24 protein-coding genes are annotated in these 22,675 nt (G+C 67.6%); 17 read left to right on the top strand and 7 right to left on the bottom strand.

The genetic code is table 11. From position 1 onward, the window contains the following. Positions 1-9: 9 nt before the first annotated feature. The 12 genes from pafA (at position 10) to IEX71_RS14120 (ending at position 11,894) form a co-directional block, all read left to right on the top strand. A complete protein-coding gene (pafA, locus tag IEX71_RS14065) occupies positions 10-1,371 on the top strand; it encodes a Pup--protein ligase (RefSeq protein WP_188837660.1) in 1,362 nt (453 codons plus the stop codon). An 87-nt stretch (positions 1,372-1,458) separates the two neighbouring features. Beyond that, positions 1,459-2,508: an FKBP-type peptidyl-prolyl cis-trans isomerase gene (locus tag IEX71_RS14070; protein ID WP_188837661.1), complete on the top strand. Its 1,050-nt coding sequence runs from the start codon at positions 1,459-1,461 to the stop codon at positions 2,506-2,508. A gap of 33 nt (positions 2,509-2,541) precedes the next feature. Then, positions 2,542-2,961 (top strand): FKBP-type peptidyl-prolyl cis-trans isomerase, encoded by a 420-nt coding sequence (locus tag IEX71_RS14075; protein ID WP_188837662.1) that lies wholly within the window; start codon positions 2,542-2,544, stop codon positions 2,959-2,961. 158 nt (positions 2,962-3,119) lie between these two features. Further along, positions 3,120-3,530 carry a GlcG/HbpS family heme-binding protein gene (locus tag IEX71_RS14080; RefSeq protein ID WP_188837663.1) on the top strand — a complete coding sequence of 137 codons (411 nt, stop codon included), beginning with the start codon at positions 3,120-3,122 and terminating at the stop codon, positions 3,528-3,530. 98 nt (positions 3,531-3,628) lie between these two features. Continuing rightward, on the top strand, positions 3,629-4,639 hold the full coding sequence (locus IEX71_RS14085; RefSeq protein WP_188837664.1) for a cation diffusion facilitator family transporter: 1,011 nt from the start codon (positions 3,629-3,631) through the stop codon (positions 4,637-4,639). Between the two features lie 73 nt (positions 4,640-4,712). Next, positions 4,713-5,687, top strand: coding sequence for a helix-turn-helix transcriptional regulator (locus IEX71_RS14090; RefSeq protein ID WP_188837665.1), 975 nt, complete (start codon positions 4,713-4,715; stop codon positions 5,685-5,687). Beyond that, a complete protein-coding gene (locus IEX71_RS14095; protein ID WP_188837666.1) occupies positions 5,687-6,652 on the top strand; it encodes a helix-turn-helix transcriptional regulator in 966 nt (321 codons plus the stop codon). Before IEX71_RS14090 ends, IEX71_RS14095 begins: the two co-directional genes overlap by 1 nt. Then, a complete protein-coding gene (locus IEX71_RS14100) occupies positions 6,649-6,972 on the top strand; it encodes a PilN family protein (protein WP_188837667.1) in 324 nt (107 codons plus the stop codon). Before IEX71_RS14095 ends, IEX71_RS14100 begins: the two co-directional genes overlap by 4 nt. Positions 6,973-7,024: 52 nt before the next feature. Beyond that, positions 7,025-7,408, top strand: a complete 384-nt coding sequence (gene tatA / locus IEX71_RS14105; RefSeq protein ID WP_188837668.1) for a Sec-independent protein translocase subunit TatA — start codon at positions 7,025-7,027, stop codon at positions 7,406-7,408. A 45-nt stretch (positions 7,409-7,453) separates the two neighbouring features. After that, the gene (gene tatC, locus IEX71_RS14110; protein WP_229749732.1) at positions 7,454-8,317 is read left to right on the top strand and encodes a twin-arginine translocase subunit TatC; all 864 of its coding nucleotides are present in this window, start codon (positions 7,454-7,456) and stop codon (positions 8,315-8,317) included. A 47-nt stretch (positions 8,318-8,364) separates the two neighbouring features. Then, entirely contained in the window at positions 8,365-11,169 is a 2,805-nt protein-coding gene (locus IEX71_RS14115) for a DEAD/DEAH box helicase (protein WP_188837669.1), read from the top strand. A gap of 167 nt (positions 11,170-11,336) precedes the next feature. Then, positions 11,337-11,894, top strand: a complete 558-nt coding sequence (locus IEX71_RS14120; RefSeq protein ID WP_188837670.1) for a PH domain-containing protein — start codon at positions 11,337-11,339, stop codon at positions 11,892-11,894. Between the two features lie 4 nt (positions 11,895-11,898). On the opposite strand, the gene IEX71_RS14125 is transcribed toward IEX71_RS14120, so the two are convergent. Next, positions 11,899-12,837: a 5'-3' exonuclease gene (locus IEX71_RS14125; protein ID WP_188837671.1), complete on the bottom strand. Its 939-nt coding sequence runs from the start codon at positions 12,835-12,837 to the stop codon at positions 11,899-11,901. 95 nt (positions 12,838-12,932) lie between these two features. On the opposite strand from IEX71_RS14125, the gene IEX71_RS14130 reads away from it, so the two are divergent. Further along, on the top strand, positions 12,933-13,385 hold the full coding sequence (locus tag IEX71_RS14130; protein WP_188837672.1) for an Lrp/AsnC family transcriptional regulator: 453 nt from the start codon (positions 12,933-12,935) through the stop codon (positions 13,383-13,385). 9 nt (positions 13,386-13,394) lie between these two features. Here IEX71_RS14130 and ybaK read toward each other — a convergent pair whose 3' ends face one another. Continuing rightward, the gene (gene ybaK, locus IEX71_RS14135; protein WP_188837673.1) at positions 13,395-13,901 is read right to left on the bottom strand and encodes a Cys-tRNA(Pro) deacylase; all 507 of its coding nucleotides are present in this window, start codon (positions 13,899-13,901) and stop codon (positions 13,395-13,397) included. Positions 13,902-14,279: 378 nt separating this feature from the next. Here ybaK and lnt point away from each other — a divergent pair, with 378 nt between their 5' ends. From lnt to IEX71_RS14150, 3 genes are read left to right on the top strand one after another with little or no spacing between them, the layout of a single operon-like run. Next, positions 14,280-15,875: an apolipoprotein N-acyltransferase gene (gene lnt / locus IEX71_RS14140; RefSeq protein ID WP_188837674.1), complete on the top strand. Its 1,596-nt coding sequence runs from the start codon at positions 14,280-14,282 to the stop codon at positions 15,873-15,875. Further along, on the top strand, positions 15,868-16,662 hold the full coding sequence (locus tag IEX71_RS14145; protein ID WP_229749733.1) for a polyprenol monophosphomannose synthase: 795 nt from the start codon (positions 15,868-15,870) through the stop codon (positions 16,660-16,662). The genes lnt and IEX71_RS14145 overlap by 8 nt, the downstream gene beginning before the upstream one ends. Continuing rightward, positions 16,662-17,168 (top strand): FxsA family protein, encoded by a 507-nt coding sequence (locus IEX71_RS14150; protein WP_188837675.1) that lies wholly within the window; start codon positions 16,662-16,664, stop codon positions 17,166-17,168. The genes IEX71_RS14145 and IEX71_RS14150 overlap by 1 nt, the downstream gene beginning before the upstream one ends. An 81-nt stretch (positions 17,169-17,249) precedes the next feature. On the opposite strand, the gene IEX71_RS14155 is transcribed toward IEX71_RS14150, so the two are convergent. From IEX71_RS14155 to IEX71_RS14175, 5 genes are all read right to left on the bottom strand, one after another. After that, positions 17,250-17,612: an RNA polymerase-binding protein RbpA gene (locus tag IEX71_RS14155; protein WP_188837676.1), complete on the bottom strand. Its 363-nt coding sequence runs from the start codon at positions 17,610-17,612 to the stop codon at positions 17,250-17,252. A 228-nt stretch (positions 17,613-17,840) separates the two neighbouring features. Then, positions 17,841-19,217: an MFS transporter gene (locus tag IEX71_RS14160; RefSeq protein WP_229749734.1), complete on the bottom strand. Its 1,377-nt coding sequence runs from the start codon at positions 19,215-19,217 to the stop codon at positions 17,841-17,843. 79 nt (positions 19,218-19,296) lie between these two features. Continuing rightward, positions 19,297-19,848 carry a BBE domain-containing protein gene (locus tag IEX71_RS14165; RefSeq protein WP_188837677.1) on the bottom strand — a complete coding sequence of 184 codons (552 nt, stop codon included), beginning with the start codon at positions 19,846-19,848 and terminating at the stop codon, positions 19,297-19,299. After that, entirely contained in the window at positions 19,832-20,716 is an 885-nt protein-coding gene (locus IEX71_RS14170; RefSeq protein ID WP_188837678.1) for an FAD-binding oxidoreductase, read from the bottom strand. The genes IEX71_RS14165 and IEX71_RS14170 overlap by 17 nt, the downstream gene beginning before the upstream one ends. A gap of 114 nt (positions 20,717-20,830) precedes the next feature. Continuing rightward, the gene (locus IEX71_RS14175; RefSeq protein ID WP_188837679.1) at positions 20,831-21,520 is read right to left on the bottom strand and encodes a DsbA family oxidoreductase; all 690 of its coding nucleotides are present in this window, start codon (positions 21,518-21,520) and stop codon (positions 20,831-20,833) included. 49 nt (positions 21,521-21,569) lie between these two features. Between IEX71_RS14175 and IEX71_RS14180 the strand changes: the two genes are divergently transcribed. After that, positions 21,570-22,673, top strand: a complete 1,104-nt coding sequence (locus IEX71_RS14180; protein WP_229749735.1) for a DNA glycosylase AlkZ-like family protein — start codon at positions 21,570-21,572, stop codon at positions 22,671-22,673. The last annotated feature ends 2 nt before the right edge of the window (positions 22,674-22,675 follow it).

Consider the following 22,675-nt stretch of genomic DNA (forward strand, 5'->3'; position numbering starts at 1 on the left):
GGTCGAGGTATGGAGCGGCGCATCTTCGGCATCGAGAACGAATACGGCGTGACGTGCACCTTCGACGGGCAACGCCGGCTCACGCCTGACGAGGTCGCCCGCTACCTCTTCCGCAAGGTCGTCTCGTGGGGCCGGTCGTCCAACGTCTTCCTCGGCAACGGCTCCCGGCTCTACCTCGATGTCGGGAGCCACCCCGAATACGCCACCCCCGAGTGCGACGACGTGCGCGAGGCCGTCATCCACGACAAGGCGGGCGAGCGGATCATCGAGGGTCTGGTCGAGGAGGCGCAGGCCCGACTGGCCGACGAGGGCGTCGAGGGTAAGATCTTCGTCTTCAAGAACAACACCGACTCGGCCGGCAACTCATACGGCTGCCACGAGAACTACCTGATCGGCCGGGCAGGTGAGTTCCAGCAGATCTCCGACATCCTGATCCCGTTCCTGGTGAGCCGCCAGATCACCTGCGGCGCCGGCAAGATCGCGACGCTCGGCCACAAACCGACCTTCTGCGTCAGCCAGCGGGCCGACCACATCTGGGAAGGCGTCAGCAGCGCAACCACCCGGTCCCGGCCGATCATCAACACCCGTGACGAGCCGCATGCGGACGCCGAGCGCTTCCGTCGCCTGCACGTGATCGTCGGCGACAGCAACATGAGCGAGACGACCACCATGCTCAAGCTCGGCTCCGCGCACCTGGTGCTGCGGATGATCGAGGACGGCGTCTCCATGCGTGACCTGACCTTGGAGAACCCCATCCGGGCGATCCGTGAGATCAGCCACGACCTCACCGGTCGCGCGCCGGTGCGACTCGCCAACGGTCGCGAGTTGTCCGCGCTGCAGATGCAGGCCGAATACTTCGAACGCGCCCGGTCGTATGTCGACGACCGCAATCTCACCGACGACCTGACCAAACGGATCATGGATCTGTGGGAGCGCACACTGACCGCGATCGACACCGACAACCTCGGTCTGGTCGACACCGAGATCGACTGGGTGATCAAGCACAAACTGTTGGATCAGTACTCCGCCAAACACGGTCTGGCGCTTGATGATCCGCGAATGCTGCAGCTGGACCTGACCTACCACGACATCAACCGGGAGCGTGGCCTGTTCTACCTGCTGCAGCGGCGCGGCAAGGCCGCGAGGGTGTGCTCGGACGTGGAGGTCTTCGAGGCCAAGACCTATCCGCCGCAGACCACTCGCGCCAAGCTGCGCGGCGACTTCATCCGTGCAGCGCAGGCGGCTCGGCGCGACTTCACCGTCGACTGGGTGCATCTGAAGCTCAACGACCAGGCGCAACGGACCGTATTGGTCAAGGATCCGTTCACGGCGAGCGATCAACGCGTGGAGCGGCTGATTCACGGGATGTAGGCACCCCGCTGCTCGCCGCTGCACAGCGGGCTTCGTTAGGGTGGCGCACGCTCGATATTTCCCAGACTTTCTAAGAGGTTCCTCGACGTGCGCCGTATCCCGATCCGCCTGCTCGCTGCCGGCACCCTGCCCGTCCTGCTGCTCGCCGGATGTGGCAGCAGCACCTCCAACGGCAGTGGGTCGTCGTCGAAGGCGGCCAAATCGTCGGCGAAGGCGCCCAGCGCTTCCTCGTCGAAGTCGCTGCCGCCATACACGGTCGCCGCCAAGGACGTCTCGTCGATCAGCGACGTGACGGTCAAGACTCCCAAGGGCAAGAGCCCGGCGATCTCGTTGAAGAAGAAGCCCTTCCAGGTCAACAAGACGACAATCGACGTGAAGTCCGCGGGCTCGGGCGAGGCCGTGAAGGACAGCGACCTGGCCGATGTCAGCTATGTCGCCGTCAACGGCCGGACCGGCAAAACGCTCGCCGACACCTTCGCCAACGCCGCCGGGCCGATGTACCTCAAGGACCCCACCCAGTTCCCAGGCCTGGTCAAGGCGATCAAGGGTAAGAAGGTCGGCACCACCGAGACGGTCGCCATCCCGCCGAAGGAGGCCTTCGGCTCCGCGGGCAACTCGCAGCTCGGCGTGACCCGCAAGGACAGCATCGTCTTCTACCTGAAGATCAACGACGCCCGCCCCAACATCGCCACCGGCGCCACCGTGGCGCCCAAGGCCGGTATGCCGACCGTCAAGTGGAACGGCGTCACCAAACCGGCCACGATCACCATGCCCAACACCGCGGCGCCCAAGAAGCTGCAGTCGGCCAACTTGATCAACGGTTCCGGCCCGACCGTGAAGAAGGGCCAGACGCTCACGGCGCTCTACACCGGCGTCATCTGGACCAAGGGCAAGGCCGGGAAGGTCTTCGACTCGACCGGCAACACCGGCCGCTACGGCGTGCCCGCCAGCTTCCCGATCGGCGCAGGCAAGGTCATCCCGGGGTGGGACAAGGCCCTCGTCGGCAAGAAGGTCGGCGACCGCGTGGAGATCGTCATCCCCCCGGCCGACGGCTACGGCAAGACCGGCAACCCGCAGGGCGGTATCAAGGGCACCGACACGCTGGTGTTCGTCGTCGACATCGTCGGCGTCAAGTAGTCATTCAGCACCCAACACACGAAGCGAGGAAGCATGCCGTTCGACCCTGACACCACCAAGCCGGAGATCGACTTCCCCGGCGCAGAGCCGCCCACCGAACTCGTCATCGAGGACCTGAGCGCCGGCGACGGCGCGGAGGCGCAGGCCGGCGACCAGATCAAGGCGCACTACGTCGGCGTCGCCTGGTCCACCGGCGAGGAGTTCGACGCGTCCTGGAACCGCGGAGCGCCGCTGGACTTCCAGGTCGGTGTCGGTCAGGTCATCCCCGGCTGGGATCAGGGCATCGTCGGCATGAAGGTCGGCGGTCGGCGCAAGCTGACCATCCCGCCACACCTCGCGTATGGCGAGCAGGGTGCCGGCGGTGCCATCGGCCCGAACGAGACGCTCATCTTCGTGGTCGACCTGGTGTCGACCAACAAGCCTGGTGCGGGACGCGCGTTCGGGCTCCGTTGAGCACACCTGAGTGACTGCCCGGGCGGTCGGTTTCGGGAGGTGAGCGGTCTGCGCGACGGCGTGGCGCGGGCAGCATCGTGCGTCGAGCACTTGTCGGGTTAGGGTCGGCCGAACCGGCGAGGTCGGGTTCTTTTCCAGTTGTCACCAGGAGTTCAGCCATGAACCATGAGCACAACACATCTCTGGCCGATGCGCGTCGGATCATCGCGGCCGGCGAGGCCAAAGCGACCGAGATCGGCCAGCCGATGAACATCGCCGTGGTCGACGTCGGCGGCAACCTGATCGCGCACGCCCGGATGGACGCTGCGTGGATCGGCAGCATCGACATCGCGATCAACAAGGCGTTCACCGCTCGCATGTTCGATCTGGCCACTGCTGATCTTGCGAAACAGGCTCAGCCCGGCAGCCAGTTCTACGGGATCGATCAGTCGAACAACGGACGCGTGATGATCTTCGCCGGGGGCATTCCACTGGTTCGCAACGATGAGATCATCGGTGCCGTCGGGGTCAGCGGTGGCGAAGGCAAGCAGGACCAGGCGGTCGCCGAAGCGGCAGCGGCGGCGCTGTAGGCGAAACGCGTGCTCGGGCACACGCCCGACCGTCGCAGCGTGGCGCGACGGTCGCGCCTCGGGGTCGTGATGACTCTCGGTCGGTAGCGTGACCGCCTATGGGCCAACCACACACACCGGACGAGTTCGACGTCGGCATCAAGTCCGGCGATGACGGCGGGGGAGAGAGCACTCTCACCGTCGTCATCGCGTTGGCCGCCAACACACTGGTCGCGATCGCCAAGACGATCGCTGCGGTCATCACAGCATCCGCGTCCCTGGTCGCCGAGGCAGCCCACTCGTGGGCAGACGCCGGGAACGAGGTCTTCCTCCTCCTTGCCGACAAGCGCTCCCGCAAGGCTCCCGACGGCCAGCATCCGCTGGGGTACGGCCGGGAGGCCTACATCTGGTCGCTCTTCGCGGCACTGGGCCTGTTCGTCGCCGGTGCTGCGGTGTCGATCTGGCACGGCATACAGGAGCTGATCCATCCTGAGGAAGCCAACAGCTTCCTCATCGGCTACATCGTGCTGGCGATCGCATTCGTGCTCGAAGGCGTCTCGTTCCTGCAGTCCGTGCGGCAGGCACGCGGCGAGGCGACGCATTACGACCGGGAGTTGCTGGAGCACGTGCTCGCCACCTCCGATCCGACGCTGCGGGCCGTCTTCGCCGAGGACGCAGCGGCGCTCATCGGCCTCGTGCTCGCGGCAGGCGGACTCGGTCTGCACCAGCTGACCGGATCGCCCACGCCCGACTCTCTCGGCTCGATCCTGGTCGGTTGCGTGCTGGGTGTCGTCGCGGTGATCCTGATCCGCCGGAACGTCGGCTTCCTGGTGGGCGAGGAGGTGTCCCCTGAGGTGCGCAGGGCCGCATTGCGAGCGCTCCAGGCGCTGCCGGAGGTGGCCCGCGTGACCTACCTGCGGCTGGAGTTCGTCGGTCCGCGCAAGGTCTACGTCGTCGGCGACGTGGACCTGACGGGAGACCGGGCCGAGCACGTGGTCGCCGAACGGCTGCGTGCACTCGAGGCGAAGGTCACCGCCAACCCGGCCGTCGCGGGCACCGTCCTCAGCCTCTCCGCCGAGGACGAGCCATCCCTGACCATCGAGGACACTGCCCCCACCCTGCGCGAATGACGGCTGGTCGGACTCCGGAGAGCCGCCCGATCCGTGTCGTACATTCGTCCGGACATGAGATAGCGTTTCATCCATGGCCTCTCCGTCACCCGCCGCCAAGACCGAGCGGCTGCTCAACCTGGTGATCTGCCTGCTCTACACCCGCCAGCCGCTCGCCAAGACACGCATCCGCGACGCGGTGCCGCAGTATGGCGAAGCCGCCTCCGACGAGGCGTTCGACCGGATGTTCGAGCGCGACAAGGACGAGCTCCGCGAACTCGGCATACCGCTGCGGATGGAGCCGCTCGACGCGTTCTTCGACGACGAGACCGGCTACCGGATCGATCGCCGCGAATACGCGCTGCCCGAGTTGAGTTTCGAGCCCGATGAATTCGCGGTGCTCGGACTTGCCAGCCGGACCTGGCAGCAGGCGAGTCTCGCCGGCGCCGCCGCGACCGCGCTGCGCAAACTGGAGGCCGCCGACGTCGAGCGCGACCTCAACTCCCTGGTCGGTCTCGAGCCGCGGGTCAACACCACTGAGCCGTCGTTCAACACCGTCAAGGACGCGGTGCTGCGCCGTCAGGCGATCAGCTTCTCCTACCGGAAGGCGGGCGGGGACTCGGCACCTCGCCGGCTGCAGCCGTGGGGTGTCGCCAACTGGCACGGCCGTTGGTACGTCACGGGATTCGATCTCGATCGGGAAGCACCACGGGTCTTCCGGCTGGGTCGCATCGACGGCACGGTCAAGCGGCTCGGCAAGCCGGGCAGCTATGACGTGCCGGCCGACCACGACCCGGTCTCGATGATCGACGGCACCGAGAGCACGCCACCGGCCGAGGCGGTCGTGCTCGTGCACGAGGGCGCCGGCAACACATTGCGCCGTCGGGCCCGAGGAGCGGAGGCCGCCGGATCCGACACGCGCCTGGTGGTCGACTACACCGACACCGGCGCCTTCGCCGACGAGATCGCCGGGTTCGGCCCCGCGGTGCGCGTGGTGTCGCCACCGGAGTTGGTGGAGCAGGTCGTATGCCGCTTGCGCGGCGCGCTCGACCGGAACGGAGACGCGTGATGGCGACGCACGAGAGCGCGACCGCGCGGCTCGGCCGGCTGCTGACCATGGTGCCGTGGCTGGTCAACCGGCAGGGCATCGACATCGCCGAGGCCGCGCAGGAACTCGGCGTGACGACCGAGCAGGTCGAGGCGGACCTGGCGCTGCTGTTCGTCTGTGGCACACCGGGGCACATGCCCGACGACCTGATCGAGGCCGAGTGGGAGCAGGGCAGGGTCTTCCTGCGCAACGCCGACACCATCGCCCGACCACTGCGGCTCGGCCTGGACGAGGCCACCGCGTTGATCGTCGGCCTACGCGCGCTGGCAGCAGTGCCGGGGCTCGACGAGCGTGACGCCGTCGACCGCGCACTGGCCAAACTCGTCGAGGCAGCCGGGGACTCCGGCGCCGCCAGCGATCGTGTCCGCATCGCGTTGGAGTCCGAGGTGCCGTCCGACACGCTCGCCACTATGCGAGCGGCCGTAGCCGGTCACAAGCGACTGCACCTGCGCTACGTCGTCCCGTCCCGCGACGAGACGACCGAGCGGGACGTCGACCCGATGCGGGTCGTCTCGCTGGACGGCAACTGGTACCTCGAGGGCTGGTGCCATCGCGCCACCGACGTCCGTCTCTTCCGGCTCGACCGGGTCGCCTCGGTCGAGGTGCTCGACGTCGACGGGACTCCGCCCACCGACGCCCGCCCGCGTGATCTCGGGTCGGCACTTTTCACTCCCGGCCCGGACGACCTCACCGCGGTGATCGAGCTTCGACCGGACGCCGGCTGGGTCATCGACTACTACCCGGTCGACACCGTCGAGCGCGGCGACGACGGCACCCTGCGAGCGTCCTTCCGGACAGCGGACCTGCGGTGGCTGCGTCAGCTGATGTGGCGGCTGGGGGACTCCGCACGCGTGCTCGAACCCACTGCGCTGCGGGCCGAGGTCGCCGAGGGCGCACGCGCGGCGCTGGCGGCATACGACACGTGAGCTGGTGGCAATGGGTGCTGCTCTGGCTGCTGCTCGCCGTCCTGGGCGCCGCGTATGTCGGCTGGCGCTTGTGGCGGCTGTGGGGTCCCCTCAAGAAGTTGGGGGCCGAAGCAGCGATCGCGCAGGAACGACTCGCCGCGATCGAGGCCGAGATCAACGAACTCGAACATCAATTACGCACTGTCGATGACCTGGCGGTGCTGCAGGATCCGGCAGAATTACGCCGGCAGCGAGCCGACCTCAAGGCGCGGCACCGCGCGCAGCGTGCCGCTCACCGCAAGTCGCACCGCCCGGACTGGGCACATCACGTAGAGTGGTGAAGACGGTGCGGAACGCGAGTAGTTCACGCACGAAAACTTTCAGGAGCTAGTTATGTTTCGTGGAGCCCTAGAGCCGTGGCACCTCCTCATCCTCGTGCTCATCGTGGTCATCCTCTTCGGCTGGAAGAAGCTGCCCGACGCAGCCCGCAGCCTCGGTCGTTCGGCACGCATCCTCAAGAGTGAGCTCGGCGACGACGACAACAAGAGCGCTGCCTCCGGGCAGACCGTTCCTGGCCAGACTCAGCCGCAGCCCGGCAGCGCTCCGGGCGAAGCTCCGGTCCCCGGTGCGGGTTACCCGCAGCAGGGCCAGCAGGCTACCCCGCAGCAGCCGCAGCCGGGGCAGCCCGGATACCAGCCGCAGCAGGGTCAGCCCCAGCAGCAGCAGGCGCCCGCGGGTTACCCGCAGCAGGGCAACAACGCGGCCAACGGCAACTGATCACCGTCCCGCAGGGGACCTTCGGCGCAGGACGACATACAACACATGGCCCTTTTGCGGCGCAAGGACAATCCGGACGCCCGGATGTCCCTCGGCGAACACTTTCGCGAGTTCCGTCGGCGTGCCCTGATCGCGGCCATCGCCATCGTGATCGGGGCGATCCTCGGGTGGATCGTCTACGACCAGCACCTGACGGTCTTCGGATACCGGTTCAACACGCTGGTCAACTTCATCCAGCAGCCATTGGCCGAGGTGCACAAGCGGCACCCGAACGCCGGTGACCTCAACTACAGCGCCAACGGCGTCTCGGAGGCATTCAGCCTCAAGTTGAAGGTTTCGATCTGGTTCGGCGTCATCATCACCAGTCCGGTGTGGCTGTGGCAGGTGTGGGGCTTCCTCGCTCCGGGTCTCACCAAGAAGGAGAAGCGCGTCTCGCGCGGCTTCCTCGCAGTGTCCGTGCCGCTCTTCCTGCTCGGCTGCTGGTCCTCGACGCTCGCGCTCCCGAACGCGATCGAGTTCCTGCTCGGGACCACACCCGAGACCGACCGCAGTGCGAACTTCACCGACGCGCAGAAGTACTACACGTTCATCATCAAGTTCATCCTGGTCTTCGGCCTGGCGTTCCTGCTGCCGGTCTTCCTCACCGGCCTCAACATGATCCGCATCCTGCCCGGCCGCATCATGCTCAAGGGCTGGCGCGTCGCCGTGATGGCGATGGCGGTCTTCTCGGCGATGATGAGTCCGTCCCCGGACGCATGGTCGATGCTCGCGCTGATGGTGCCGATGATCGTGCTCTACTTCGCCGCCGTAGGCGTCGCGTTCTTCCTCGACAGTCGCCGTGCCAAACGGGCCGAGAAAGAGCGGTCCGAATGGCTCGACGTGGCAGACGACGAAAAGTCTCAGTTGTAATGCGCCGGGTCCCAGTTGTGACGCGCTGGCCGAAGTAGCCTTCGAACATGCCGGAATCCGTGGAACGCCAGGAGAATTCCACCCCACCCCGGGGCTTCGACTCGACACACTTCAGCCGCTTCGCAGCCGGCTACGACTTCCCCTTCGATGACTTCCAACGACTCGGGATCGAGGCGGTGCAGTCCGGTCGCAGCGTGCTGGTCGCGGCGCCGACCGGGTCGGGCAAGACGATCGTGGGGGAGTTCGCGGCGTACCTTGCGCTGCACACCAACCGCAAGACCTTCTACACGACGCCCATCAAGGCCCTGTCCAACCAGAAGTATGCCGACCTCGTGGCGCGGCACGGTGCCGACAACGTCGGTCTGCTGACAGGGGATTCGTCGATCAACGGCGAGGCGCCGATCGTGGTGATGACCACCGAAGTGCTGCGCAACATGATCTACGCCGGGTCCAGGACGCTGGGGAAGCTCGGCTTCGTGGTGATGGACGAGGTGCATTACCTGGCCGATCGCTTCCGCGGCGCGGTGTGGGAAGAAGTCATCGTCATGCTCGCCCCCTCGGTGCAGTTGATCTCGCTGTCGGCGACGGTCAGCAACGCCGAGGAGTTCGGCGACTGGCTGCGCGAGGTCCGCGGCGACACCGAGGTGATCGTCGAGGAGCACCGCCCGGTGCCGCTGTGGCAGCAGATGATGGTCGGGCCGTCCCTGATGGACCTGTTCGTCGACGACGGCAAGGAGAAGCTGCGCGTCAATCCCCATCTGCTGCAACGCATCGAGCAACTCGACGGGGAGCGTCGCGGGCAGCGGCACGGCCGCCGGGAGGACGCCGGTGCTCCGCGCGGCCGACGCGGACGCCCCCGTGGGAGCAACCCTCGTGGCCCGGTGCGGGGTGGCCGGCCCAGCCGCGGGCCGAGCCGTCCGCAGGTCATCGACGCGCTGGATCACGACGGCCTGCTGCCGGCGATCACCTTCATCTTCAGTCGCGCCGGCTGCGAGGGCGCCGTGTCGCAACTGCTGGCCTGGGGCACCAAGCTGATCCCGGACAAGGAAGGCGTGCGGGTGCGCCGCCTCGTCGAGGAGCGCATCTCCGGACTGCCCGAGGAGGACCTGGTGGTCCTCGGCTACTACGACTTCGTCGAGGGCCTGTCCCGTGGGTTCGCCGCGCACCACGCGGGGATGCTGCCGACCTTCCGAGAGATCGTCGAGGAACTCTTCACCGACGGCACGATCAAGGCCGTCTTCGCCACCGAGACGCTGGCCCTCGGTATCAACATGCCCGCCCGCACCGTCGTCCTGGAGCGTCTGGTCAAGTACAACGGCGAGACGCACGCCGACATCACCCCGGCCGAATACACCCAGCTGACCGGTCGGGCCGGCCGGCGCGGCATCGACTACGAAGGCCATGCGGTGGTGCTGTGGGCGCCGACCGTCGACCCGCACGAGGTCGCCGGCCTCGCGTCGACCCGCACCTACCCGTTGCGTTCGTCCTTCGTGCCGACGTCGAACATGGCTGTCAACCTGGTCGACAAGCTCGGCCGCTGGCGGGCAGGGCAGGTCCTCGAGCAGTCATTCGCGCAGTTCCAGGCGGACCGTTCCGTCGTCGGGTCCGCTCGCGCCATACATCGCAACGAGGAGGCACTCGAGGGGTATGCCGAGGCGATGCGCTGTCACCTCGGCGACTTCGCCGAATATGCCGCGTTGCGAAGGGAGCTCACCGATCTGGAGAAGACCGCGGCGAAGCAACGCTCCGCCAGCCGGCGCGCCGCGACCGCGGTCTCGCTCGAGCAACTGGAGCCCGGGGACATCATCGAGGTGCCGGAGGGCCGACGTGCCGGTTACGCCGTCGTCATACCGTCCGGGCGGAGCAAGCGTGGCAACACCGATTCGGTGCCGACCATCGTCAACGCCGACGGTCAGCTGCGCCGGTTGACCGAGACGGACGTTCCTGACGTCGTCGAGGCCGTCAACCGGATCCCGGTGCCACACAATTTCCAGAGCCGGTCACCGCGGTCCCGCCGTGACCTGGCGGCGTCGATGCGCAACAGGCTGCGTGAGCAGCCACCGCCCAGCCCGGCGGAGCGTCGCGCCGCGCGGGAGGAGTCCGACGAGTCGTCGGCCGCCGAGGTGGAGCAACTGCGCCGCCGCCTCAAGGCGCATCCCTGCGACGACTGCCCTTATCGCGAGCAGCACGCCCGGTGGGCCGAACGCTGGTGGAAGCTACGCCGGGAGACCGATGGGCTGCAGCGTCAGGTGGATCGGCGCACACATTCGGTGGCCCGCACCTTCAACCGGATATGTGATCTGCTCGCCGAGCTCGGCTACCTCGACCAGGACGGGGCGACGGTCACCGATCAGGGCCGGGTGCTGCAACGGATCTACACCGAGAAGGACCTGCTGGCTGCCGAGTGTCTCCAGCACGACGTATGGCGCACACTCGACGCACCCTCACTGGCAGCGGTCGTGTGCGCGCTCGTCTACGAAGCCCGGCGCAGTGACGGCACGGGGGAGGAGCCTCGAGTCCCGGGTGAGCAGACACGTGACGCGCTGGCCGAGATGACCCGAATCACCCACGGGCTGCAGGACGCTCAGCGTCGGCTCGGACTCAACCCGATGGCCGAGATCGATCCGGGTATGACGTGGATGATGCATCGCTGGGCCAGTGGCGGCCGGTTGGAGACGGTGCTGCGCGACAGTGAGATGTCCGCGGGCGACTTCGTCCGCCGCTGCAAGCAGGTGGTGGACCTGCTCGACCAGGTCGCCGACGCCGCACCGCACGAAGGCGTCCGCCGTACCGCTCGCTCCGCGATCGACAAGGTGATGCGCGGCGTGGTCGCCGCGGACCGACTCGACTAATCCCCACGAAGTTTCTCCCCCGCTTCCCTGCACCCAACGAAGTTCTCCTCCTCCGCTCCTCCGATACTTCGTCAGGGCCCGCAGCCCCCGAATACTTCGCCGGGGGCCCCGATCCCATCGTCCGGTCCTGCGCGACCCGTGCACTTCTTCATGGCAGGATGCGTGCCATGGCGTTCTCGGCGAAGCATCTTGCCCGTGGCGAGCGGATCGACATGGAGTTGCGCACCCACATCAAGGAGATCTTCTTCCCCCTGGTGATCGGTGTCGTCACCATCGTGGTCGCGCTGGTGGCCTCGATCTGGTTCAGCGACCAGGGATGGTCGGGTTGGGCGACCCTGGCGCTCTGGATCGTGGCGCTGCTGATCCTCTGCGTATTCGTGCTGATGCCGGTGCTGCGGTGGATGACCACGCTCTACGTGATCACCAACCGCCGGCTGATCACCCGCCGCGGCATCATCAACAAGTCCGGGCGTGACATCCCGCTCTACCGGATCAACGACGTGTCCTACGAGAAGTCCTTGCTGGACCGGATCTTCGGCTGCGGCACACTGATCATCAGTGACGCGAGCGAGCAGCGCGGTGTCCCACTGCACGACGTCCCGCACGTCGAGAACGTCCAGGTGCGGCTCAACGAATTGCTCTACCACCAGGACGACGGTGGCGACGACGACGGCACCTACCCGCCCGGCGACCCGCGATCGCAGCACGGCCCGCGGGGTCACTGAACCGTCAGACCAGCTGCAACGCCTTGAGCAGTCGCGCGACCGGTGTGTTGAGGTCGTGCTGCACAGTCAGCTCGCGCAGCCGTCCCGGGTCGGCGACCTCCTGGGGGAGTGCGGCACTGAATCCCGTCGGCAGTGCTATGTCCTTGACTACCTCGACGACCCGCGGCGCCGCGTCCAGGTAGGCCTCTGCGGCTTCGAGCCGCTTGCGTTGTGCACCCTTCAGCAGCGGGTCCCCGTCCGCGAGTGCGGTGCGCAGGGTGGCCAGGTCGCCATACCGATTGATCAGCGTGGCGGCGGTCTTCTCGCCGATGCCGGCCACGCCGGGAAGCCCGTCGCTGGAGTCACCGCGCAACACCGCCATGTCGGCGTATGCCGCGCCCGTGGCGACCGCGTATTTGCGCTCCAGGAAGGCCTGGTCGATCAGGTCGGGGTCGCGCACGCCACCGCGGGCCGTGTAGAGGACCCGCACACTCTGCGAGTCGTCGACGAGCTGGAACAGGTCGCGGTCACCGGTCACCACGTCCACCTGCGCACGGCCGTGCGCCCCGACCGCAAGGGTGCCGATGACGTCATCGGCCTCGTAGCCGTCGATGCCGAGCCGAGTGATACCGACCGCGGCCAGCACGTCGACGATGACCGGCACCTGAGGGGTGAGGTCCTCCGGTGACTCCTCGACGCCGTCGGTGCCTTCCAGCATCCGGTGCGTCTTGTATGACGGAATCGCCTCCACCCGGAAGGCCGGGCGCCAGTCGTTGTCCCAGCACGCGACCATCTCGGTCGGGGAGTGGTCGACCACCAGCGTCGCGATCATGTCGATGAATCCACGAATCGCGTTGTTGGGCATGGCCTCCGGTGTCGCGCGGCGATCGGGCACACCGTAGAACGCGCGGAAGTAGAGACTGGCCGAATCCAGCAGCATCAGGCGAGGTTGCATGGCTGTCATGCTGTCACGAAGACTCTTTCCTCATCCGGGTGACACCCGGTGCACTTTCGCCGCCCTTCGGCCGGACGGTGCTCTCAGAGCTCTAGAGTTCGATCATGGAGGAACTCGACAGGCAGATCGCCCAGTTGCTGTCCCAGGACGGTCGTCTCAGCTACACCGATCTGGGCAAGGCCACCGGCTTGTCGACGTCGGCGGTCCACCAGCGGGTGCGCCGGCTGGAGGAGCGCGGCGTGATCCGGGGCTACCGCGCCGTGATCGACCACGAGGCCGCCGGCATACCGATGACAGCGCTCATCTCGGTGACGCCGTTCGATCCGTCGGCCCCGGACGACATCCCCGATCGACTCCGGCACCTGACCGCTGTCGAGTCGTGCTTCTCCGTTGCGGGCGACGAGAACTACGTGCTCAAGGTCCGCGTCGCCAATCCCGGAGAGTTGGAGGTGCTGCTCGGCGACATCCGGGCAGCTGCCAGCGCGACCACCCGGACCACGGTGGTGCTCAGCACTCCGTGGGAGGACCGCTCGCCGTTGGCCGATCAGCAGCAGTGATCGCCGGGGTCAGCGCGCGACGTCCGCGACACGTGCGCGGCTCACGGACACCAGGTCCGCGGGTGTCAGCTCGACGTCCAGACCGCGGCGTCCGCCGCTGACCAGGATCGTCGGATGCGAGGTCGCAGATCGGTCGAGAACCGTTGCGAGCGAGCGCTTCTGGCCGATCGGGCTGATGCCGCCCACGAGGTAACCCGTCGTTCGCTCGACGATGGTGGCGTCGGCCATCGCCGCTCGTTTGCACCCGAACTCGCGAGCCAACGCCTTGAGGTCCAGTTGCCGGTCGACCGGGACGATGGCGACGACGAGCCCCTTGTCCTGGCTGCGGTCGAGCTGCGCGACCAACGTCTTGAACACCCGCTCGGCCGCGACGCCGAGCGCTGTGGCGGCCTCCAGACCGAACGACTCGACGGCCGCGTCGTGCACGAACTCGTGGCTGGTGAAGTCGACGCCGGCCGCGCCCAGAGCACGGGTCGCCGGGGTCCCTCCGGAGGGTTTCTGATGGTGAGCAGACACCGGTACATCATGCCGCCCGGCGTGTTGCGCGCGACACGCCGGGCATTCCTGAAAAACTTCTGAGTAGCCGGACCCGCGCTGACCTGCGCAAACGCGTATCGCCGCAGGTCAGCGCGCTGTTGACACGGCCAGTTGGGGAGGTAAGTTCGTGCCCATCGTTCGGAGCCTGCGCGACGGGTTGACGGACTCAAGGGTGCGTAGATGGGCCCCTCGCTTAGTAGAAAACGTGCACGCCAGGGGAGCCCCACCGTGTATTGGTCCCAACGGCGAGGGCCCATCTACGAGCACCTGCTTCTTCCAGGGCTCGTGCTGCAGCCCGCCCGCGGAGTCTGCGCCCTTCGCTGAACCGGACACGAGCCCGTCACATAGGCTTGGCGAGTGATCCTCCGTCTCGCGCTCGCCGTTGCCGGAGGACTGTGTCTGTGGCTGTCCTTCCCCGGACCGGCCATCTGGCCCGCCGCCATCGTCGGTGTCGCCCTCCTCGCCCTCGCCACCAAAGGCACCCGGGTGCGCACCGGTTTCCTGCTCGGCCTGGTCGGTGGATTCGCCTGTTTCGGCCCCACGCTGCACTGGGCCGGCACCTACGTCGGCGCCGTGCCCTGGCTCGCTCTGGCGATCACCGAGTCGGTCTATCTCGCACTGATGGGTATGGCGTGCTCCCTGGTGCAGTCCGCCCGTCGCTGGGAGCTGCTGCCGCAGTGGCTTTCGCCCGCCGACGGCCCGCACGTGCGCCCGCTGGCGATCGCGTTGCTGTGGGTGCTGCAGGAGGCCGTGCGCGACTCGATGCCGTTCGGGGGCTTCCCCTGGGCGCGCCTCGCGTGGTCGACCGCGGGATCGCCGATCGCGCATCTCGCGTCGATCTTCGGTGCCCCCGGGCTGACCTTCGTGGTGGCGCTGCTCGGTGGTTGGCTGGCGCTGACTGTCGACCGCGTGCGCAGGGGTATGCCGCCGGCGCGCGCCATACTCCCGCGGTTGTGGCCGGTGGTCGCCGGCGTGGCCGTCGTCGGACTCGCGGTCGTCTATCCCACGCCGACCAGCGGCAAGAAGATGCAGGTGCTCGCCATACAGGGCAACGTCCCCACTGCGGGGCTGGAGTTCAACGCCCAGCGGCGCGCGGTGCTGGACAACCACGTCAAGGTCACCGACGCTGCGGCCAAGAAGATCAAGGACGGCACCATGCCGGAGCCGGCCCTGGTGATCTGGCCGGAGAACTCCTCCGACATCGACCCCACCCGCAACGCAGACGCCGGCAGCGAGATTGTCCAGACCGTCGACCGCATCGGTGTGCCGCTGATCGTCGGCGCAGTGCTCACCGAGCCGGCGCCACAGACCAGCAACACCTCCCTGCTCTATCTGCCGGACAAGGGCATCACGGACCGCTACGTCAAGCAGCACCCGGTGCCGTTCGCCGAATACATGCCCTACCGCTCCTTCTTCCGGCACTTCAGCAGCGCGGTCGACCTGGCCGGCAACTTCGCCGCCGGACACGAGACCGGGTTGTTCCGCGTGCCGACCAAGCACAACGGCACCGTCAAGGTCGCGCCGGTCATCTGTTTCGAGGTGGCCTACGACTCGCTGACCCGCAACCCTGTCAAGGACGGCGCCCAGATCCTCGCCGTGCAGACCAACAACGCGACGTTCGGCAAGACCGCCGAATCCGAACAACAGCTGGCGATCTCGCGGGTGCGTGCCATCGAGCTCGGCCGGTCGATCGTGCACATCTCGACGGTCGGTGTCAGTGGTCTGATCAGCCCCGACGGTGTCGTGCACGGCAAGACCGAGCTGTTCACCCCGGAGGCCGTGGCCGGCGCGTTGCCGCTACGCACCAACGAGACCCTGGCCGTTCGCCTCGGCGCGCTGCCGGAGTGGCTCGGCTGCGCCGCCGCGTTGCTACTGTGCGGAGTCGCCCTGGGCGGCAATCGCTCCGCCCGCCGTCGGTCCCTCAGCGCCAAGGAAGTGCACGAGCTTGTCTGAGCAAGACATTCACCACCGTCCCGCCCTGTCCAACGTCCTGGTGCTGGTGCCGACATACAACGAGCGAGAGAACCTGCCGTTGATCCTCCGTCGCATTCGCGACAGCGTTCCGGACGCGGATGTCCTGGTGCTGGAAGACAATTCGCCGGACGGCACCGGTGCGGTCGCGGATCGACTGGCCGCTGCTGACCCGCGCCTCCAGGTCATGCACCGCCCCGGCAAGGAAGGTCTCGGCAAGGCCTACCTGGCCGGCTTCGAGTGGGGACTGCAGCACGGGTATGACGCGCTCGTCGAGATCGACGCCGACGGCTCGCACCCCCCGGAGCGGCTACCGACGATGCTCGCGGCGGCCGAGGGCGCCGACGTCGTGATCGGTTCGCGCTGGATCCGTGGCGGCAGGGTCGTCAATTGGCCGATCCACCGCAAGGCGCTCAGCGTCGGCGGCAACATCTACGTCAAGACTCTGCTCGGTATGCCGGTCAACGACGCGACCGCCGGATATCGCGTCTACCGGTCCGATGCGTTGCGGACCATCGGCCTGGAGGGCGTCGACTCCTACGGCTACTGCTTCCAGGCGGACCTGACCTGGCGCGCGATCCGCGCAGGGCTCCGCGTCGTGGAGATCCCGATCACCTTCGTCGAGCGCGAGATCGGGCAGTCCAAGATGAACCCGGACATCGCCCGGGAGTCATTGCTCAACATCACCCGCTGGGGTTGGGAGTATCGGCGGGGTCAGCTTCGTTCTCTGAGTGAACGTCTCAGTCATCGACAGAAGAAGGACAGCTGATGAGCACCCCGGGCACCGTCGGCCGCGCACCGTTCTGGGCACGGTTGCTCTTCGCCGTGATCTTGTGCCTGCCGATCATCGAGGTGATCGTCATCGTGCTGGTCTGGCACGTCATCGGCTGGTGGACGCTGCTGGCGCTGGCGGTCTGCTTCTGCCTGGGGCTGTTCGTCATCAAGCGCGCATCGGTGGGTGCCGCCCGGGAGATGCGCGCCGCGATGGCCGAGCGGCGGCCGCCGGCCCGTGAGGTCGCGGATGCGCCGCAGGCGCTCGTCGGGGGTGTGCTGCTGCTCATCCCCGGGTTCGTGACCTCGCTGCTCGGCGTCATCCTGATCTTGCCCGGGATGCGCTCGGTGTCCCGGCGGCTGATGCAGGTCGTGGTCGGCCGCCGGATGGGTGCCGGAGGTGTTCGCGTCGTCGACTACACCGCGACGCACACCGACGTCCGCCGGGACGACCCAGAGGTCATCGAGGCGGAGATCATCGACGAGGAGGGTCGGGAGAAGTGAGCTCGCGCTGAGCCTGCCCGACATACGAAAGAGGAGCCGACAGGCTGACCGGTCGGCTCCTCTTCTCGTTTGTCGAAGTACTCAGGCGGAGCGCTTGCGGCGCGGCTTCTCGCCACGCGACGCACGCAGCAGCGTGAGGCGCTCCTGCAGCAACTCCTCCAACTCCGGGATGGAGCGGCGCTCGAGCAGCATGTCCCAGTGGGTGCGCTGGTGCTTGACCGGCTTGCGCTCGGGCTCCGGGCCGTCCTGCAGCTTGGCTTCGGCACCGCAGGTGCCGCACTCCCAGAGACCCGGGACGTCGGCCTCGACCGAGAAGGGCAGCTCGCTGACGTGGCCCTGCTCGCACACGTAGCGCACGATCTGGCGCTCACTGAACGCGATGTTGTCCTCGGTCTCCAAGGACAGGGTGCTCAGGTTGGTCCCTCGCAACGAACGCTCTGCCATGTCCACTCACTTCTCTCTCGTATCGAACCCGTCCGAGACCTGCCCCCCTTTTGGGTCTTCCGGTCTCGGCGATCTATGACGTGCAACGGTCGGTCGGGTCGTGATGTTCCCGAACACACGTAATGAAGACGTCTCACGGGCGCAAAAGGTTGCGTATCTTACGTCTTCGAACGCGTCAGTATGCCGTAAACCGACGAAAAAGTCGCATCGACGCGCCTCGATGGGCGATCAGACCACCTTCGGTGGCGTGTTCCCGGCCTCGATGATGCCTTCGCGCACCCGCACGCCGCGTAGCAGCACGGCCCCGACACCGAAGAAGATCACCAGCGCCACGATCGAGAACCGGTAGTCACGGAACCACTGGAAGACCAGCCCGAAGACCAGAGTGCCCAGCCAGCTCGTCCCACGTTCCATGGCTTGGTAGAGGCTGAAGAACTCCGACTCCCGGCCGGCCGGGATCAGCCCGCTGTAGAGCGACCGGGACAGCGACTGGCTGCCGCCGAGGACCAGGCCGATGCCGGCGGCGAGCAGCAACCACAGGCCCAGGTTCTTCTCCGGCAGCGCGCACGCGAGGCAGACCACGGCGGTCCACAGGAACAGGCTGGAGTAGATCATCCGTTGCGCTCCGTGCTTCGCCGCCATCCGGGCGAAGGCCAGAGCACCGAAGAACGCGATGAACTGCACGAGCAGGATCGTGATCACCAGCTCGCTGTCACTGAACTTCAGCTGCTTGCTGCCGTAGAGACTGGCGGAGGCGATCACCGTCTGCATGCCGTCGTTGTAGAAGAGATAGGCCAGCAGGAAGCGTTTGGTCTGCGGGTAGTGCTGCAGGGATGCGAAGGTGGTGCGCAGCTGCCGGAAGCCGCCCATCCGGTCGCGCGGCACCGGCCGGTCCATCTGCGCCAGCGTGCGCAGCCCACGCAACGGGATGATTGCGAAGAGCGCCCACCAGATGCCTGCGACCAGGAATGCCGCCCGGACGGCTCCGGCCTTGTCCAGCCCGAAGGCGTCATGCGCGACCAGCAGGATGAGCGTGGCAGCGAGCAGTGAACCGCCGCCGAGATAGCCGTAGGCCCAGCCACGCGCCGACACATAGTCCCGGTCGTCCGGTGGGGTGATCCGGATCATGATCGCCGAGTAGACGATCAGTGCCGCGCCGAGACCGAGGTTGGCGATGATCGCCAGAATCACCCCGAGCTGCCAGTTGGTGCCGCCGACCAGGACCATCGCCGCCGCCGCGGTCGCGCCGACATACGTGAAGCCGGCCAGATAGCGCAGCGGGTGCATCGACCGGTCGACGATGGCGCCGATGAAGACCAGCACCACGGCCGAGATCACTGTGGAGACCGTCAGCACGTAGGGGACCAGTGATCCCGGCGCGATGCCGATGCCGAGGACGTCCAGGTTGTTCTCGCACGCCGCATCGCTGGGTTGGCCGGGGCAGGCGACCTTGTTCGCGATCGAGGTGAGATAAGGCGCGAAGAGCACCGCCGCGGTGACCACCACGTATGACGCCGCGGCCCAGTCGTACCAGTACCAACTGCGCTGGAGGCGCTTCTGCTCCGGGCTGGAGACTTGCGCGATGGGCGTCCGCAGCAGGGTCACGCGCGACACTGTGGCACACCCGGTGCGCTCGTGGGCGCCGATCGGGCTGCGGGCCGCCGATCTGTTATCGCAAAGGGAGTCAGACGGCCAGTCCGCTGTGCAGGCGGCGCCGCGGGTCGTGCAGCTTGCGGATCTGTGCGAGCCGGGAGAGGTTGCCACCGAAGTAGCGGCCCGCGCCCTGACCGGTCTCCAGGTAGTTGACGTAACCGCCCGAGGAGTGAAGCGCGACCTGCCGGTGCGCGGTGGCGATCCAGTCACGGGCGGAGCTGCGGGAAGCGACGCCGACATACCACTGCAGCGACGCGGTGTGGTCCCGCCACGGGAAGGCGGTGTCGGTGCGCTTCGGATCGGCGACGGCACCGGTGAGCGGGTCGAGCAGAGCGCTGCCCGCCCCACCGGCCCGGGACCGAGCGACGACGGCGCGGGCGATGGCGTTCGCGGTCGGCCGGTCGACCACTGCCAGCACGTCGGAGCCGGCCGTGAACCGTTGTCGCGTGGACGTGGTGCCGCCGCCCAGGTAGATCGCTGCGTCGAGATAGCCGAGTCGGCGATAGCGGGATGACGTGGGGGACACCCCGATGTCGTGGGTCAGCGACGCTGCCGCGACGCGTTCGTCACCCGCTGTCGTCACCCCCACGATGCTGACGTGCAGCCCACCGTTGCCCGTGGCGTCGACGTGCACGCCGGCCCAGCGGGAGCGGCCGGTCGCCCGGATCCATCGAGCCCAACCGGTCATCACCGGGACTGCAGCGCTGCTGGGGAAGGTGAGGGTGAAGATGCCCTGGTCGGCGGCTGCGTGCGTGACGAAGCGCAGCGCGGTCCACGATGCCGATGTTGCCGCCGCCACCACCGCGCAGCGCCCAGAAGATGTCGGAGTGCTGTGTCGCGGTGGCCGTGACGGAGCTGCCGTCCGGCAACACCAGATGCGCTTCGGTCAGTCGATCGGCCGTGAGTCCGTGGGCGCGCGACTCAACACCGAGACCACCCCCGAGGGTAAGGCCGGCGGTGCCCACGGTCGGGCAGGTTCCGGTCGGTATGGCGCGACCGTGCGCCGCGAGATGCGCTTTGACGTCATACAACGAGGCGCCGGAGCCGACCAGGACCGTGCGGCTCGCCGGATCGTAGGTGACCGAGTGCAGCGGGCGCAGGTCGAGCACCAGGGTGCCGTTGGCCGCGGATGCTCCGACGTAGGAATGGCCGCCACCCCGCGGCGCGATCTGCAGGTCGAAGCGCTGGGCGAAACGCATCGCCCGGGCGATGTCGGCCGTGCGCTGGACCACCATCACGGCGACCGGTCGGTTGGCGTCGAAACGGGTGTCGAAGACGAGTTTCGCCCGGTCGTACTGCGCCGTGCCGGGCAGGTCGACCGGTCCCTGCACCGTGCGGGCGAAGGCGATCCAGTCCTGCGTGGTCGGCTTCGCCGCGACCGTCGGCACGGACCTGGCACGACCGGCCGGCGCCGCGGCGGCCCGAGCGGCGCAACCGGCCAGAGCCGTCATCGTGCCGCTGCTGGACAGTGCCAACGCCGTGCGCCGAGTCGTTGTTGTCAGTTTCCCCTGGCTGTTCGTGATCCCCATACACAAGGGACGCCGCAGCCTTCGATTCCGTTGCCCTCAGCAGCCGTCGGGCCCGCAGGTCGTGCCCTCGGCATACTGCACGGCCAACGGATGCGATGCCTGCCAGGCCTGTTCGAGTGCGCCGGTGAAGGTCTGCGCAGGCTGTGCGCCGGAGACACCGAACTTCTCGTCGATCACGAAGAACGGAACACCTTGGATGCCGTAGGCGCGTGCCTGGGCGAAGTCGTGCTCGACCTCGGCGCGCACCTGCGCGTCGTCGAGCGCGGTGCGCACTTCGTCGGCGTCGAGACCGTGACGGCCGGCGACCTGGATCAGCTGTGCCGGGTCCCCGATGTCGACGCCGTGCTCGAAGTGGGCGGACAGCAGGTCTTCCTTGACCGCGTCGGCGACACCGTGGCGCGCGGCGACGTGCAGCAGGTGGTGGGCTCGCATGCTGTTGGCGACGACCAGGTTGTCGAAGTCGTAGTGCAGTCCCTCCCCGGCCGCCTGCTCCCCGACGTGACCGATCATCTGCTCGACCTGGGCGCGCGGCATACCCTTGCGCTCGGAGAGATAGTCGACCTCGGTGCCGTCATAGTGCTCGGGCAGCGACGGGTCGAGTTGGTAGCTGTGCCAGGTGATTTCGACGGCATCGGCGTGCGCGAAGTCGCGCAGTCCCGCCTCGAAGCGGCGCTTGCCGATGAAGCACCAGGGGCACGCGATGTCGGACCAGATGTCAACCTTCATGTATGCCGCAACGGCGTTGCGACCTCGCGCATTCCGCTACCGTGCACGGGTGAGCACGGTGCACCGACTAACCCGCGCGGAGGCTCGACGTATCGCGGTGCGTGCGCAGGTGCTGGCAGCGCCGCGACCGGCCGATCTGCTGTCCGTCGTCCGCGATCTGGGGTCCGTGCAGGTCGATCTGACGGCGGCGGTCGCGCCCAGTCCGGAGCTGGTCTGCTGGAGCAGGCTCGGTGCGGCATACCCGCTGGGCGGCCTGGAGGATCTGCGCGAGGCGGGGGAGGTCGTCGAACTGCACGGCCGATTGCTACCGGCGGAGGACCTGCGGCTCCACCGGGCCGAGTTGGCCGACTGGGGCCGGCATCCGCGGCTGGAGTGGCAGGAGTCGGTCGCCGAGTGGGTGGAGGCCAACGACCTGTGCCGTCGCGACATCCTCGACCGTCTCGCGGAGGAGGCACCCCTGCCGGCGGCGGCGTTCGACGACACCTGCGAGGTGCCGTGGCGTTCGACGGGATGGACCAACAACCAGAACGTCGTGCGACTCATCGACTTCATGGAGGGCCGGGGCGAGGTCGCAGTCACCGGACGGGGCGAGCGCGGCGAGCGGTTGTGGGATCTCGCCGATCGGGTCTATCCCGAGACGGACACGATGCCGCTGGAGGAGGCGCTGCGAGAACGGGCACGGCGCTCGCTGCACGCGCTGGGGCTGATGCGGCCCAAGGTCTTCGACCTGGCGGGGATCCAGCGCAAGGACATCGAACCGCCGGGCGAGCCAGCGGTCATCGAGGGTGTGCGCGGTAAGTGGTGTGTCGACCCGGCGCAGCTCGACCAGCCGTTCAAAGGTCGCACCGCATTGTTGTCACCACTGGACCGGTTGGTCTTCGACCGGAAGCGGATGGCGGACACCTTCGAGTTCGACTACCAGCTCGAGATGTACAAGCCGAAGGCGAAGCGGCGGTGGGGCTACTACGCGCTGCCGATCCTGCACGGGGACCGCCTCGTTGGGAAGCTCGACGCCTCCGCCGACCGCCCGCGCGGTCGACTGGTCGTGCACGCCATACACGAGGATGTCCCGTTCTCCCGGACGGTGCGAGCAGCCGTGGACCGCGAAATCCGCTCTCTCGCGAGGCTTTTGGCGATACGCGTCGCGAGCTGACG

Origin of the sequence: Flexivirga endophytica, assembly GCF_014640635.1 — a bacterium.
Classification (GTDB): Bacteria; Actinomycetota; Actinomycetes; order Actinomycetales; family Dermatophilaceae; genus Flexivirga; species Flexivirga endophytica.

Coding starts and splice junctions, on each gene's coding strand:
- IEX71_RS14130 (WP_188837672.1), top strand. CDS start 12,933: ATGGAGGAACTCGACAGGCAGATCGCCCAGTTGCTGTCCCAGGACGGT.
- IEX71_RS14175 (WP_188837679.1), bottom strand. CDS start 21,520: ATGAAGGTTGACATCTGGTCCGACATCGCGTGCCCCTGGTGCTTCATC.
- IEX71_RS14155 (WP_188837676.1), bottom strand. CDS start 17,612: ATGGCAGAGCGTTCGTTGCGAGGGACCAACCTGAGCACCCTGTCCTTG.
- IEX71_RS14080 (WP_188837663.1), top strand. CDS start 3,120: ATGAACCATGAGCACAACACATCTCTGGCCGATGCGCGTCGGATCATC.
- IEX71_RS14150 (WP_188837675.1), top strand. CDS start 16,662: ATGAGCACCCCGGGCACCGTCGGCCGCGCACCGTTCTGGGCACGGTTG.
- IEX71_RS14095 (WP_188837666.1), top strand. CDS start 5,687: ATGGCGACGCACGAGAGCGCGACCGCGCGGCTCGGCCGGCTGCTGACC.
- IEX71_RS14075 (WP_188837662.1), top strand. CDS start 2,542: ATGCCGTTCGACCCTGACACCACCAAGCCGGAGATCGACTTCCCCGGC.
- IEX71_RS14090 (WP_188837665.1), top strand. CDS start 4,713: ATGGCCTCTCCGTCACCCGCCGCCAAGACCGAGCGGCTGCTCAACCTG.
- IEX71_RS14115 (WP_188837669.1), top strand. CDS start 8,365: ATGCCGGAATCCGTGGAACGCCAGGAGAATTCCACCCCACCCCGGGGC.
- tatC (WP_229749732.1), top strand. CDS start 7,454: ATGGCCCTTTTGCGGCGCAAGGACAATCCGGACGCCCGGATGTCCCTC.
- tatA (WP_188837668.1), top strand. CDS start 7,025: ATGTTTCGTGGAGCCCTAGAGCCGTGGCACCTCCTCATCCTCGTGCTC.
- pafA (WP_188837660.1), top strand. CDS start 10: ATGGAGCGGCGCATCTTCGGCATCGAGAACGAATACGGCGTGACGTGC.
- IEX71_RS14120 (WP_188837670.1), top strand. CDS start 11,337: ATGGCGTTCTCGGCGAAGCATCTTGCCCGTGGCGAGCGGATCGACATG.
- IEX71_RS14085 (WP_188837664.1), top strand. CDS start 3,629: ATGGGCCAACCACACACACCGGACGAGTTCGACGTCGGCATCAAGTCC.
- IEX71_RS14170 (WP_188837678.1), bottom strand. CDS start 20,716: ATGACGGCTCTGGCCGGTTGCGCCGCTCGGGCCGCCGCGGCGCCGGCC.
- IEX71_RS14125 (WP_188837671.1), bottom strand. CDS start 12,837: ATGACAGCCATGCAACCTCGCCTGATGCTGCTGGATTCGGCCAGTCTC.